Source organism: Pseudomonas sp. 8O (genome assembly GCF_902506495.1).
In the GTDB taxonomy this organism is placed as follows: Bacteria; Pseudomonadota; Gammaproteobacteria; order Pseudomonadales; family Pseudomonadaceae; genus Aquipseudomonas; species Aquipseudomonas chaetocerotis.
In genome coordinates this window covers 1,390,684-1,403,667 of record NZ_LR733264.1, presented here as the reverse complement: position 1 = coordinate 1,403,667, position 12,984 = coordinate 1,390,684, and the positions used below count along the sequence as shown (strand labels likewise).

Genomic DNA, 12,984 nt, shown 5'->3' with positions numbered 1-12,984 from the left:
TTTTAATTCCGAGGCAAACTATTAATAAGGCCTGCCATAGCCGGCTTTTCGAAGAAACCCAAGGTTCTTGCAGGCGAGAGTACTGGCCACCTTGTGTAAACCTCTGCCATGCATACCAAATGTATTGCTTTTGACGGCATCAACGAAACTGAAATAGATGCATACTTTTGCTTTTCCTCTTCAGGGCAAAACTCATTTATTATTTTAAAAAGAGAGCAATAGCCTTGCACAACCACATATATTGCATTGTGGTTTTGCTCATCAGTAATCTCAAAAAACCTGTCTACCTTAGTGTTTTGCTTGAGAGCCTCAACCATCCACTCAGAAACCAAGGTTACTGCTTCATTCCCTGTATATCTCGACTTACCATCAGCAATTGTAAAATTGCTGTAAGCACGACTTGCAATTTCAGTAAAAACAAAAAACAAGGATTCAAATTGTTTTATTTTTTCAGTTTTTTCTTGCAAGGAAAACGTTCTTTTTGCTTCATTTAACTGGGCTTCACTATGAATGAGCGTCTTAGACTGTGATTCTAAACTTTTAATCAGCAGATAAACTGTTGTAAACGTTAGTACTGGATTTAAAATCCCGCCTATAAAATCACCAAATGCTCCCCATACAGACTGCTGATCTGACAGCCCACCATGAAAGTTTCCAAAATAAAACACCAGTGCCAAAGCGAGAATGGCACCGGGCACATACATCGGACGAAAACTCATGTCACCGAATGCAAATAATAGTGTTTTATTCTGCCATCCCGTGAAGTCACCCTAGTAACTTCTGCAGTCACGGCCGTGAATTGATCGTTTGCCAAATCCCTCAAGCTGTCAGCAAGTTTCCTTTTGGCGTTTTGCGCGATAACCCCTCTGAAAGGTGAGAAACTCACAGAGTCAGCTTCATTATCAAGAATGAATCGACCAGTTCCAGTGCGTGCGTTAAACCTACTAACAGCCATTTGTATATTTTCTCTATGATCACTTGTGATCGACGTAGTCAAGTAATCATGGGTACGCTCATTGAACCCAACCAGCGGCGTCCTGGCCTTTGATAACACCATCTGATATCCCTGCCCATATACAGGTTTATGCAAATTTTTTAATGGATTGTGGAGCCGGGCCAATAACTCTTCACCATTATTCATATAGGATCGAAACCACCGCTTTGCAGACACAGTCTCCAATGCCATCGGACTACCCAAAGGCAAAGCCAAGTGAATAGCTAATAGCTCGACATATGAATCAACCCCTAGATAATTCATAGTCCTTACAGTTTCTTCGCTAGTAAGCTCAATCTCAAATTTTTGTACGAAAGACCCTGTATGAGAGTTCTTGAAGTCCACACTAAACCCGCGAACAGCTGTCGTATGATCTTTTACTTCGTCATGCAGTATCGCATGCGTTGTAATTGACATGATTTCAGACAGAGCGCCTAGAGCATTTGCCCCATAATAGAGCCCTAGCTTAGTGAAATTTGCAGTGCCACTATCAAACTTAAAACTGAATGGTATTTTCATACTGCCCTAGCTTCCCTCTTATAATTTCCTTTATTTAAAATGGCTAATTATTTTTCTATTCTCTCATGCCACCTCATTTCAATATGATCTGGGCTTATATGACCATTCTTCATTTCTACCCTGCCACTTATAAGCCAAAGAGCATACTGCGGGAACAACTCAGCTAATACAGCTAACTCTTCCGTACTAATCCTTATCTTCCCTTTGCTGATGTTCTTCCACCTATCATAGTTCTTACCCCCCTGCTCACTCAGCTCCTTTGGCCCTACCTTTCTGATCAATAGAAGGGCTCTTTCTCTAATCATATCCACGATAGATATTACTCATTAAGGGTACTATTTACCCTGGCTTTTTTTGGGGCTACCATTGCTCGGCCAGGGTACATACTACCCTGACGCATTTTCATTGACTGAATAGTGACGGAACGAGCATGGAACTGGAAGAGCTGGAGCCTTCGAAGCTCATAGGCCCGCAACAGGACGTTGAAACCGTCGAGTCCTGGGCCGACCGTAACGGCCTGACCTACGGCACCGCGCGTGCCTGGGCCATGAAAGGCGTTCTGCCCACCGTCAAGCTGGGCAAGCGCCGCATGGTCAACAGCGCCCTGCTCCGCTCCTGGCTGCTGCAGCAAAAGTGGACGGCATGAAGCCTCTTTTCCATGCGCAGGCCGCCTTCGCCGCCCTATCCGGTGTTCCCGTTGAGCGGGTCGCGCAGTGGGTCAGCAACGGCATCGTCGACTGCATGAAGCCAGGCAAAACCTGCGTGGCGCGGCTGGCGGGGGTGAGCCCGTGAAACGCAATTATCAGTCGGTTCATGAGCGCATGGAGCGTGACCTTGCTCACCCCAAGGCTTGCGGGCCTGGCGCTTGTGAATACCTGCGGTTCTACCTGCGGGGCTACATCGAAGGCTTTCATGAGGCTGGAGGCATTTCCGGCAACGAATGTGGGCGCCTTATCCAGCTTGGCCGCGCCGCGTCTATGGCCACCCCGAAACCCGAGGTGTTGGCCAATGAAAAGCCTGAACCAGTATTCGCTCCAAGCGCACGCCGTGAACTGCGACTGCTCTGTCTGCTGGCTAAACCGACACCGGATGCAGCCCAAGGCGCCTTCCTGCCCATACACACCCGGCACCTAATGCCGCCCCGCACGATGATCCGGGGTAAATGGTCGGCCCCAGGTTACGCAGGCCTATACCTGCGAGAAACACAAGCCCGGCAACCGTCCGCCGCAGTGCTGGCACGTTGTGAGCGACACCGGCAAACCAATGCCCTTCGTGCCCCCGCGCGAACCGTTCGAACTGGTGGGCTTATTGAATGACGACTTCATTGCGCGTACGCCGCTATCTGGCCGCCCTGCTCTGGTCGTGGTCTCTGCCCTTCCTGATTGGCGCTTCGCTCGGCGGCTTCTATATCAGCCACGCACACATAAAGATTCTTGAAGCGAACGACGATCTGTTTCTTCGTTCATTCGAGGCCGTGATTGACCGCTGCACTGCCGCCCCGGTCGCAGCTCCCAGCGTTCCAGCCAACGATACCGCCGCCGAACAGGCCAAGCCTGCTCACGCCGACAAGCCATTGCCTCAACCTGGCCGGCTGACGCTCCCAGGTCTGATCGGAGGAAGCCGCCGTGCTGATCGTTGATCGCGTGCTGTGTGACTGCTGCGGGCAACCCATGGGTCAGCTCTACAACCAGCCGGCTCCGCAAGCCGATCTGCTGCCCGACCTGACCAGGGCGCCCCACGTAACCCTGTGCCCGGACTGCCAGGACATGGCCGAAGTCCTCCCCGACCCCAGCCCGTACGATTAACAGGGGTGCGCCATGAATGTCATGGTGTGCGACGGTGTATGGGAGAGCGCAGGCCAGACCCTGGTTTTTGTCCGCACCCTCTGCACCGCCGCGCTCAGTGAGACAAGCCTGGCCGGGCTAACCGCTGAGGACCATGCACCGCTCCGCGAACACCCGCCACCTTCGCCAGTCGCCTCGTCATGCGGGGTGGGAACATGCTGACGCTGCAGAACGTCCTGGGGTATAGGTCTTGGGCAATGCACATGCGCTTACGCATCTGTCGCCCGATCACTTGCGGGACGCATTACGACTCAAGCCACTAACCGACGAAGGGCATTAACATGCCGCCCGCTTATGGCATGACTGAGGAGAACGGCTTCATGCGCACCCTTACAGCACGCGAAGCACGCACCCACTTCTGTCGGCTGATGGATCAATCCGCCGAATCTCATCAGCCCATTCTGATCACTGGCAAACGGACGAATGCCGTCCTGCTCTCGGCTGAGGATTGGGACGCCATTCAGGAAACCCTGTGCCTGCTCTCGATTCCCGGCATGCGCGAATCCATCAAGGAAGGCATGGCCGAACCTGTAGCCGAGTGCGCCAAGGAACTGGACGGGTAATTTCGCAGACAAGGGCTTTCGGCAGTTGCCGAAAGCCAGAAAGCAAAAAGCCCCGAAAACTTGTTAGCTTTCAGGGCTTTAGGTATTGCGAAAGTGGCGGTGAAGAAGAGATTCGAACTCTTGATACGGTTTCCCGTATACACACTTTCCAGGCGTGCTCCTTCAACCGCTCGGACACTTCACCGGATCTCGATTGGCTGTGCAGCCCGTCGAGGTGCGCTAATGTAGTCGAATGTTTTCCCGATGGCAAATTTTTTTTAAAGGATTCATGCGCTTAAGAGCGCAGCGAGTTTTCGTCGTGCTCCTCGCAGGGCTGCTCGTCGAAGCGAATGTGGCCGAACAGCAGAAAACCCAGGGACATGAACAGGCCCAAGCCAAATAGCAGCAGCACGCCGGATGGGCTGCGCAGGTAGAGGGTTTCGCTGAGCACGACCGATGCCAGTAGCAGGCCGATCACGGTGACCATATAAAGGATGGAGTAAAGGGTATTCATGGGCAGCTCCTGCGGTTCGCTGCTCACCTTAAAGGCCTGGCTTTGTATTCGACCAATTGCCATCCGGCATCGCCTCGATAGGCAAAAGCACTGACCAGCCAGTCAGCCGCGGCGCTTTACCAGAGCGCTTCGGCTGAGTACCTTCTGCCCACATTCGCCCCCCAGGCTCTAACAAGGAAAACCGCCATGAGCGACCTGATCAGCTATCAACTCGAAGACGGCATCGCCACCCTCACCCTGAGCAATGGCAAGGTCAATGCCATCTCGCCCGATGTGATCGCTGCGTTCAATGCTGCCCTCGACCGCGCCGAGCAGGATCGCGCCATTGTCGTCATCACCGGCCAACCGGGGATTCTTTCCGGCGGCTATGACCTGAAGGTGATGACCTCCGGCCCGCAGAATGCAATCAACCTGGTAGCGGCTGGCTCTACGCTGGCGCGGCGCATGCTCGCGCACCCCTACCCGATCATCGTCGCCTGCCCGGGTCATGCCGTGGCCAAGGGGGCGTTCATCCTGCTGTCGGCCGATTACCGTATCGGCGTGGAAGGTCCGTTCAATATCGGCCTGAACGAAGTGCAGATCGGCATGACCATGCACCATGTCGGCATCGAGTTGGCCCGTGATCGCCTGCGCAAGTCGGCGTTCCACCGTTCGGTGATCAATGGCGAGATGTTCGACCCGGCTGGCGCGGTGGATGCCGGCTTCCTGGACAAGGTGGTGCCGGCCGAACAACTGCTGGCTACCACTCAGGTAGTGGCGCAGCAGATGAAGAAGATCAACATGACGGCGCACAGGAACACCAAGCTGAAGGTGCGCAAGGCGCTGCTGGAAACCCTCGATGCCGCCATCGAGATGGACAAGCAGCACCTGCTGTAAGCACGTGGTACCGCATGAATGAAAAGCGCCGCTTCCGTTGAGGTCGCGGCGCTTTTTTTCGCGCATCTCGCGGGTCAGTTCGCCGTCGAATGTCGGTGCGTATCACATATTGGTGCGCGCGGCGCACCCCACGGTCAGCCGGAATAGTCCAGAGCCGTCCAGGCTCGGCTCAGGCCTTGCGCGAGCACGCAGCCGGGCTGGCTCAGTTGCTCGTTGAAGGCGGCAGGCAACAGCGTGGTTTCACCCTCTGCAGCACCATGGCGTTCGGTCAGCCACTGCAGCTTGCCGCAGTTGGGCGTTTCGATCACGTAGCTGGCGGCAATGTTGGAGTGGTGGCTGGGCAGTCGAATTACGTCGAGCACTCTGCCCGCCTCTTCGACACGCTGGCCATCGGAAACCAGTACAGCCCAGGCCTGTTCGCCCTCGATCACCAGGTAGGCACCGTTGGCCTGTGGCCGATCTATCTGCGGTTGCGCGCAGCCGCTCAGCAGGGCCAATAGCACAATCGTCATCAGCATCTGTTGCATTGCCAATACCCCCTTGCAAGGCGCCCACCTTCAGGCAGTGGACGGGTTGTTGTCACCTAAGTGAGGCCAATATCACTCAATACTGTTTATTTGTACAGTACTTTTCGATTAGGCTAGATCACAGGCAAATGATCGATTGCACAGGAGCGCCATCATGCTGGACGTACTGCAGCTGAAACACCGAGTGAACCGCATGCCGCTGGAGCGGGTGCGCGAGATGGTCGAGGAACTGCAACTCGAAGGCATCGTCACCGAGAGCCGCACTCCCTTCAATCGCCAGCACTTCAATACCTGCTTCGCCGAGATCGAGGCGCTGCTGCAGCGCGCCGGCTACCATCGGCAACTGGATGTGGTGGGCTATCAGGGGCTGGCCTATGCACTGTTCGATCCAGCTCGCTGGGAGGCCGTCGAAGTGCTGCGCTGGTTGCGCGACTTCGTCGAGGAAGCGCGCGTTCAACCAGCATCCTGAGCCTGCGCCACGAACCAAAAAGGCTCAGCGACGCCCGCTCATGCACGGCATTGGCTCAGAAACATGCGGGGTGAGCTGAGCGAGCGTTCGCTCAACGTACTTCAAAAAAATTTCAGAATACAACTGCAACCTATTGATCCTAAACATCTAGCCACTGGCACTCCGGCATCCGGCCACTACCTGTCAGGTGCCACATGCCGCTGCTCGGCGGCTGTGCACGAAAGCTGGCAAGCCCCTTGCTAAGTCCCTGTCAACCATCCTGCGTAGCACGCCAACGGCGGCGGGCCGAGGATCACGGACAACGGCGTCCGTCAGGTCATCTTCATTTCATGGAGGTGGCCTGGCGTACGCCGTTTTTGTTTATGCGCCTGACAAGGACTAGACCCATGACCGATCGTGATTCGAACAAGCCCCTGACCACCAGCCGCCGTCACTTTCTCAAGCAATCCATCGCCCTGGCCGGTGCCGTGAGTGGCATCGCCGCACTCGGCCTGTCAGCGCCGGCTTCGCTGCGCAGCGCGGCCTGGGCGGCCGGCTCCGATGCGCCGGAGAAGTCCGCGCTGACCGTCGGCTTCATTCCCCTGACCGATTGCGCCTCCGTGGTGGTCGCCGCCACTCAGGGTTTCGGCGAGAAGTACGGGCTGACCATCACGCCAAGCAAGGAAGCCTCCTGGGCCGGCGTGCGCGACAAGCTCAACACCGGCGAACTGGATGCCGCCCATGTGCTCTACGGCATGATGTACGGCGCTCAGCTCGGTTTGGCGGGACCACAGCGGGACATGGCGGTGCTGATGGGGCTGAACCAGAATGGCCAGGGCATCACTCTGTCCAAGCAACTGCGCGAGGCTGGCGTTAGCAACGGCGCGCAACTGGCCGAGCACGTGAAGAAAGGCGGTACGCCGCTGACCTTCGCCCAGACCTTCCCCACCGGTACCCACGCCATGTGGCTGTACTATTGGCTCGGCAGCCTGGGCATCAACCCCATGAGCGACGTGAAGACCATCGTCGTGCCGCCGCCGCAGATGGTCGCCAACATGCGCGTCGGCAACATGGACGGCTTCTGCGTCGGTGAACCCTGGGGCGCGCGGGCGATCTTCGACAAGATCGGCTTCACCGCCACCACCACGCAGCAGATCTGGCCGGATCACCCGGAGAAGGTGCTCGGCACCACCCGCGCCTTCATCGAGCAGTATCCCAATGCCGCCCGCGCACTGATCATGGCTATTCTCGATGCCAGCCGCTTCATCGAGGCCAGCGAGGAGAACCGCAAGAGCACCGCCAAGCTGATTTCCGGCAAGGCCTACGTCAACGCGCCGGTGCAGGTGATCGAGCCGCGCTTTCTCGCTCAGTACGAGGACGGCCTCGGCAACAGCTGGAAGGACGAACACGCCATGGCCTTCTGCAAAGACGGCAGTGTCAACTTTCCCTATCACTCCGATGGCATGTGGTTTCTCACCCAGTTCAAGCGCTGGGGTCTGCTCAAGGACGCGCCGGATTACGCGGCCGTGGCCGCGCAGATCAACCAGACCGCGCTCTACGCCGAGGCCGCTGGCGCCCTCAAGCTGGCGGTGCCGAGCAGCCCGCTGCGCAGCAGCACGTTGATCGACGGCGTGGTCTGGGACGGCAGCAATCCGGCTGCCTACGCCGACTCCTTCGCCATCAAAGCCTGACTGGAGGTGACCATGAATGCGCCCCTGAAAACACCGCTTCCGCCAATCGCCAAACCTCGTCTGTCTGCAAAGGCCTTGCAGCCCAGCGCCGCCGCACTGGGCAGCCTGCTCAAGGCCGGCATAGCCCCGCTGCTGGGGATCATTGCCTTCATCGGCTTCTGGTCGCTGCTGGCGCAGTACAGCGAAGGCCTTCCAGGCCCCTTGAGTACCTGGCAGGCCGCCCTGGTGCTGTTCGCCGACCCTTTCTACGACAACGGCCCCAACGACATGGGCATCGGCTGGAACATCCTCAACTCACTCGGCCGCGTCGGAGTCGGCTTCGGCCTGGCCGCGCTGGTAGGCATTCCCCTGGGGTTCGCCATCGGCCGTTTCGCCTTTCTCGCCGGCATGCTGGCGCCGATCATCAGCCTGCTGCGCCCGGTATCACCGCTGGCCTGGCTGCCGATTGGCCTGCTGGTGTTCGAGGCCGCCGGCCCGGCGTCGATCTGGGTGATTTTCATCAGCTCGATCTGGCCGATCATCCTCAATACCGCCGCCGGTGTGGCCAGCGTGCCACAGGACTACCTGAACGTTGCCCGCGTGCTCAAGCTGTCGGAATTCAAGGTGCTGACGCGCATCCTTTTCCCCGCCGTGCTGCCGCATCTGATGACCGGCATCCGCCTTGCCATTGGCGTGGCCTGGTTGGTGATCGTTGCTGCGGAGATGCTCACCGGCGGCATCGGCCTGGGCTTCTGGGTGTGGGACGAGTGGAACAACCTCAACGTCGAGCACATTCTCATCGCCATCATCATCGTCGGCCTGGTGGGCCTGGCGCTGGAGCAGATGCTGCTGTTGATCGCTAAACGCTTTGACTACGCAAGCTGAAGAGGCACGTTCGGCCAACTCGTAGCCCGGATGCAATCCGGGAACGCGATCTCCGTTTCCCCGGATTGCATCCGGCTACGCAACCTACAAGTTAATTCAACAATAGACGCCAAGTCTTTGTTTTAAATGAAAGTGTCTCTGATTTAATCCGGGGCACTGCGCCAGAACGGGAGAACTCCGATGGACAAATTCGTGGAGCTGACCGCTGTCAGCAAGCACTTCGACACCAAGAAAGGCCGCTTCCAGGCACTGGCAGACGTCAACCTGAGCATCGCCCGCGGCGAGTTCGTGGCACTGATCGGCCACTCCGGCTGCGGCAAATCCACCGTGCTCAACCTGATCGCCGGTTTGCTCGACGCCAACGAAGGCGGGCTGATCTGCAACGGCCGCGAGATCGACGGCCCTGGCCCGGAGCGTGCCGTGGTGTTCCAGAACCACAGTCTGCTGCCCTGGATGACCTGCTTCGGCAACGTCCACCTGGCCGTTGAGAAAGTTTTCGGTGCGCGCGAAAGCAAGGCCCAGCTCAAGGCCCGCACCGAGCAGGCGCTGAACATGGTCGGCCTCAGCCATGCCATGCACAAACACCCCAACGAGATCTCCGGCGGCATGAAGCAGCGCGTCGGCATCGCCCGCGCCCTGGCCATGGAGCCCAAGGTGCTGCTGATGGACGAGCCGTTCGGCGCCCTCGATGCCCTGACCCGCGCGCACCTGCAGGACGAGCTGCTGCGCATCGTCGGGCAGACCCAGAGCACCGTGGTGATGGTCACCCATGACGTCGACGAGGCCGTGCTGCTGTCCGATCGCATCGTGATGATGACCAACGGCCCGGCGGCCACCGTCGGCGAAATCCTCGCCGTCGACCTGCCGCGCCCGCGTGATCGTCTGGCGCTGGCCAACGACCAGCAGTACCACGCCTACCGTACCGCCGTGCTGGAGTTTCTATACCAGCGCCAGCAACGCCCGGCCGCCTGAGAATCAAACCGCTCTGGCTCAAGGGCTGGGGCGGTTGAACCTCTGGCCCGTTGCAGGGACGAACAAGGGCCCTCAACCGACAAGCAGAGAACCCCGTGCTCGACCTAACCACCTGGAATCTGTCAATTCCCACCGAACCGGCGCCGACCACCATCACCACCGAACGGCTGAATAACGGCTATGCGAGTCGGTACTTTCGACGCAATACCGACGGCAGCGTGACCTTCTGGGTGCCAGTCACCGGCTCGACCACTGCCGATGCCCGCTATCCACGCAGTGAGCTACGCGAAACCCAGCACGACGGCAGACTCGACAACTGGCTCCACGCCAGTTCGGACAGCTATCTCAGTGCCGTGCTGCAGGTCGACCAAGTGCCCAGTCGCAACAAGGTGGTAATCGGCCAGATCCACAGTACCGACGTGCCGGGCAGCCAGAACGATCCGCTGCTCAAGCTGCAATATCACTATCGACGTGGCGTTGGCCGGGTGGAGCTGCTGCTGCGCGCTCGCCCAGGCGACAGCGACGTGCAAAACATCCTGCTGGCCGAGAACATCCAGCTTGGCGAGCGCTTCGGCTACGACCTGCGCGTCACGCCCAGCGGACGCATCGGCATCAGCGTGGCCAGCACCGATGGCGACAATGGCTCGCTCTACCGCCAGTTGAGCAGCAGCTGGAGCAAGCAGTACCTGTACTTCAAGGCGGGCGCCTATATCCAGGACAATTCCGGACCGGATAGCGAAGGTGGTCGCGTCACGTTCTATCACCTCAACAGCCTGCACCGCTGAGGAACGCGGCGGTTTACAATCGCCGCCCTCCAAGACGAAGGCTCGACCATGGCACGCCTGACCCTCGATTTTCCCGAAGACCAGTACTGCTACAGCACTCACCTGACCGTGCGCGTTACCGACATCAACGGTGCCAACCATCTGGGCAATGACTCGATGATCTCGATGATTTCCGAGGCGCGCGCCCGCTTCCTCTTCGAGTTCGGCATTCGCGAAACCGACGGCAAAGGCACTGGAATCATCGTCACCGACCTGGCCACCACCTACCGCGCAGAAGCTCATGCGCGCGACCAATTGCTGTTCGAAGTCGGCGTGATGGATTTCAACCGATATGGCGGTGACATCACCTTCCGCATCATCCGTCCGGCCGACGGCACCCTGGTGGCCATGGCCAAGTCCGGCTTCGTGTTCTTCGATTATCGTCAGTCGAAGGTAGTGCCCATGCCGGAATCCTTCAGCGCCAAGTTCCCCAAGGTCAATCGGCTCGACTGAGTCAGCGATTGCAATGCTTCAGGGCTCCGGGCGAACAGGCGTCTGCAAACTTGCACAGTTATTGCTGCTAATAACGTGACACATTGTCATTCGTCTGCTACGCCTAGGTCAGAACAGAAAAAAAGGGGGGATCGAGGATGACCGACACCTACCGCCGTGCCCGTCAGGCGGGGCTGCTGAGCAATCTGCTGGCACTCGCCCTGTTGACCGCGCCGCTACCCACTCACGCAACCAGCGTTGCCCAACTTTCCAGCGTCCAATCTCACGCCACTCTCAGCACGCAGCGATCGCCCCATTCGGGGGCATAGACGACGCAAGCGCCTCGTTTTACGGCAGCACTGCGCGTACTGAAGGTGCGTAGCGCGTGATCCCAGGGCCTCCGCTCGGTTGGCTCGGCTCTTGCTTATTCCCTTGCACCAGGTAGCCAACGGCGGCCACCTCCCTCACGACAAAGACGTCGCCTCACCTCGCCTTCATGGCCTGTGGTGAAGCGGCGTTTTTTTTCGTGTTCGCCCCAGTGACCGGGGCCGGCGCAGGCATCGCGATCCGAGCCTGCACTGCAATCGCGCAAACCTGCTGTGGCTTCGGCCGCAGGGCTCTGCACCACAAGTGCACGGCCTTCCCGGCAGACGCGGTAGCCGTGTCCACGACCACGGTTCGCCGCGCCTGGCCGGGCTCCTTCTCGCTGATGAGGTGATCGATGAATACAAGTTTCTGGAAAGCCGGCCACGCCCCCACCCTGTTTGCCGCCTTCCTCTATTTCGACCTGAGCTTCATGGTCTGGTACCTGCTCGGCCCACTGGCGGTGCAGATCGCTACCGACCTCGACCTCAACGCCCAGCAACGCGGCCTGATGGTGGCCACGCCGATTCTCGCCGGCGCCGTGCTGCGTCTGCTGATGGGCTTTCTCGCCGACCGCCTGTCGCCGAAGACCGCCGGCCTGCTCGGCCAGGTGGTGGTGATCGTCGCGCTGTTCTGCGCCTGGCAGATCGGCATCGGCAGCTACGAGCAGGCGCTGCTGCTCGGCCTGTTCCTCGGCTTCGCCGGCGCGGCGTTCGCCGTCGCCCTGCCGCTGGCCTCGCAGTGGTACCCGCCGCAGCACCAGGGCAAGGCCATGGGCATCGCCGGCGCTGGTAACTCCGGCACCGTGCTGGCGGCGTTGTTCGCCCCCGGCCTGGCCGCGCTGTCCGGCTGGCAGAACGTGTTCGGCTGGGCGCTGATCCCGCTGCTGGCGACCTTGGTGATCTTCGCCCTGTTGGCCAAGAACGCGCCGGAGCGACCCAAAGCCAAGGCCGTCGGCGACTACCTCAAGGCCCTCGGCGACCGTGATAGCTGGTGGTTCATGTTCTTCTACAGCGTCACCTTCGGCGGTTTCATCGGCCTGGCCAGCGCCCTGCCCGGCTACTTCAGCGACCAGTACGGGCTGAGCCCGGTGACCGCCGGTTACTACACCGCCGCCTGCGTCTTCGCCGGCAGCCTGCTGCGCCCGCTCGGCGGCGCTCTGGCCGACCGCATCGGAGGCATTCGTACACTGCTGATGATGTACACCATCGCCTCGTTGTGCATCGCCGTGGTGGGCTTCAACCTGCCCAGCGCGGCCGCCGCCCTGGCCTTTTTCGTCGCCGCCATGCTTGGCCTTGGTGCCGGCAATGGCGCGGTGTTTCAGCTGGTACCGCAGCGTTTTCGCAGGGAAATCGGCGTGATGACTGGGCTGATCGGCATGGCTGGCGGCATCGGTGGCTTCTTCCTCGCTGCCGGCCTGGGCACCATCAAGCAGCACACAGGCGACTACCAGCTGGGCCTTTGGCTGTTCGCCAGCCTCGGTGTGCTGGCCTGGATCGGCCTGCACGGAGTCAAGCAGCGCTGGCGCACCACCTGGGGTAGCGCCGCGGTGACCGCCGCACGGGTGTGAGCGG

At 59.2% G+C, this 12,984-nt stretch carries 17 protein-coding genes, 1 tRNA gene and 1 pseudogene; 14 read left to right on the top strand and 5 right to left on the bottom strand.

Annotation, left to right across the window (positions count from 1 at the left end):
• Positions 1 to 2: 2 nt before the first annotated feature.
• The gene (locus GV002_RS09220; protein WP_160018013.1) at positions 3 to 719 is read right to left on the bottom strand and encodes a hypothetical protein; all 717 of its coding nucleotides are present in this window, start codon (positions 717 to 719) and stop codon (positions 3 to 5) included.
• Positions 716 to 1,513, bottom strand: coding sequence for a hypothetical protein (locus GV002_RS09215; RefSeq protein WP_160018012.1), 798 nt, complete (start codon positions 1,511 to 1,513; stop codon positions 716 to 718). Before GV002_RS09215 ends, GV002_RS09220 begins: the two co-directional genes overlap by 4 nt.
• Positions 1,514 to 1,943: 430 nt before the next feature.
• Here GV002_RS09215 and GV002_RS09210 point away from each other — a divergent pair, with 430 nt between their 5' ends.
• The 6 genes and pseudogenes from GV002_RS09210 to GV002_RS09190 all read left to right on the top strand — a co-directional run bounded on the left by GV002_RS09210 (position 1,944) and on the right by GV002_RS09190 (position 3,920).
• Positions 1,944 to 2,159, top strand: a complete 216-nt coding sequence (locus GV002_RS09210; RefSeq protein WP_160018011.1) for a DNA-binding protein — start codon at positions 1,944 to 1,946, stop codon at positions 2,157 to 2,159.
• The gene (locus GV002_RS24155; protein WP_178094634.1) at positions 2,156 to 2,305 is read left to right on the top strand and encodes a hypothetical protein; all 150 of its coding nucleotides are present in this window, start codon (positions 2,156 to 2,158) and stop codon (positions 2,303 to 2,305) included. Before GV002_RS09210 ends, GV002_RS24155 begins: the two co-directional genes overlap by 4 nt.
• A gap of 435 nt (positions 2,306 to 2,740) precedes the next feature.
• Positions 2,741 to 2,950, top strand: a pseudogene (locus GV002_RS24300) (DUF5447 family protein); the annotation flags it as partial.
• Positions 2,856 to 3,152 (top strand): hypothetical protein, encoded by a 297-nt coding sequence (locus GV002_RS09200; RefSeq protein ID WP_256667081.1) that lies wholly within the window; start codon positions 2,856 to 2,858, stop codon positions 3,150 to 3,152. The pseudogene GV002_RS24300 and the gene GV002_RS09200, both read left to right, overlap by 95 nt.
• Positions 3,139 to 3,318, top strand: a complete 180-nt coding sequence (locus tag GV002_RS09195; protein ID WP_160018010.1) for a hypothetical protein — start codon at positions 3,139 to 3,141, stop codon at positions 3,316 to 3,318. The genes GV002_RS09200 and GV002_RS09195 overlap by 14 nt, the downstream gene beginning before the upstream one ends.
• 359 nt (positions 3,319 to 3,677) lie before the next feature.
• Positions 3,678 to 3,920, top strand: coding sequence for a type II toxin-antitoxin system Phd/YefM family antitoxin (locus tag GV002_RS09190; RefSeq protein WP_160018009.1), 243 nt, complete (start codon positions 3,678 to 3,680; stop codon positions 3,918 to 3,920).
• A 94-nt stretch (positions 3,921 to 4,014) separates the two neighbouring features.
• Here the strand turns inward: GV002_RS09190 and GV002_RS09185 are convergent.
• Together GV002_RS09185 and GV002_RS09180 are read right to left on the bottom strand one after the other, a co-directional pair.
• A tRNA-Ser gene (locus GV002_RS09185) sits at positions 4,015 to 4,104 on the bottom strand.
• 90 nt (positions 4,105 to 4,194) lie between these two features.
• A complete protein-coding gene (locus GV002_RS09180; protein ID WP_160018008.1) occupies positions 4,195 to 4,413 on the bottom strand; it encodes a hypothetical protein in 219 nt (72 codons plus the stop codon).
• A 186-nt stretch (positions 4,414 to 4,599) separates the two neighbouring features.
• On the opposite strand from GV002_RS09180, the gene GV002_RS09175 reads away from it, so the two are divergent.
• Entirely contained in the window at positions 4,600 to 5,289 is a 690-nt protein-coding gene (locus GV002_RS09175) for a crotonase/enoyl-CoA hydratase family protein (RefSeq protein WP_160018007.1), read from the top strand.
• Positions 5,290 to 5,423: 134 nt separating this feature from the next.
• Here the strand turns inward: GV002_RS09175 and GV002_RS09170 are convergent, their stop codons facing one another.
• A complete protein-coding gene (locus GV002_RS09170) occupies positions 5,424 to 5,816 on the bottom strand; it encodes a hypothetical protein (RefSeq protein WP_160018006.1) in 393 nt (130 codons plus the stop codon).
• Positions 5,817 to 5,970: 154 nt separating this feature from the next.
• Here GV002_RS09170 and GV002_RS09165 point away from each other — a divergent pair, with 154 nt between their 5' ends.
• The 7 genes from GV002_RS09165 to GV002_RS09135 all read left to right on the top strand — a co-directional run bounded on the left by GV002_RS09165 (position 5,971) and on the right by GV002_RS09135 (position 12,980).
• Entirely contained in the window at positions 5,971 to 6,285 is a 315-nt protein-coding gene (locus GV002_RS09165) for a hypothetical protein (RefSeq protein WP_012018520.1), read from the top strand.
• Between the two features lie 386 nt (positions 6,286 to 6,671).
• Entirely contained in the window at positions 6,672 to 7,955 is a 1,284-nt protein-coding gene (locus tag GV002_RS09160; protein WP_160018005.1) for a CmpA/NrtA family ABC transporter substrate-binding protein, read from the top strand.
• Between the two features lie 12 nt (positions 7,956 to 7,967).
• Positions 7,968 to 8,819 (top strand): nitrate ABC transporter permease, encoded by an 852-nt coding sequence (gene ntrB, locus GV002_RS09155; protein ID WP_160018004.1) that lies wholly within the window; start codon positions 7,968 to 7,970, stop codon positions 8,817 to 8,819.
• 180 nt (positions 8,820 to 8,999) lie between these two features.
• Positions 9,000 to 9,791, top strand: a complete 792-nt coding sequence (locus tag GV002_RS09150) for an ABC transporter ATP-binding protein (protein ID WP_160018003.1) — start codon at positions 9,000 to 9,002, stop codon at positions 9,789 to 9,791.
• Positions 9,792 to 9,886: 95 nt separating this feature from the next.
• Positions 9,887 to 10,576: a polysaccharide lyase family 7 protein gene (locus tag GV002_RS09145; RefSeq protein WP_160018002.1), complete on the top strand. Its 690-nt coding sequence runs from the start codon at positions 9,887 to 9,889 to the stop codon at positions 10,574 to 10,576.
• Between the two features lie 48 nt (positions 10,577 to 10,624).
• Positions 10,625 to 11,068, top strand: coding sequence for a thioesterase family protein (locus tag GV002_RS09140; RefSeq protein ID WP_160018001.1), 444 nt, complete (start codon positions 10,625 to 10,627; stop codon positions 11,066 to 11,068).
• Between the two features lie 700 nt (positions 11,069 to 11,768).
• Entirely contained in the window at positions 11,769 to 12,980 is a 1,212-nt protein-coding gene (locus GV002_RS09135; protein ID WP_160018000.1) for a nitrate/nitrite transporter, read from the top strand.
• The last annotated feature ends 4 nt before the right edge of the window (positions 12,981 to 12,984 follow it).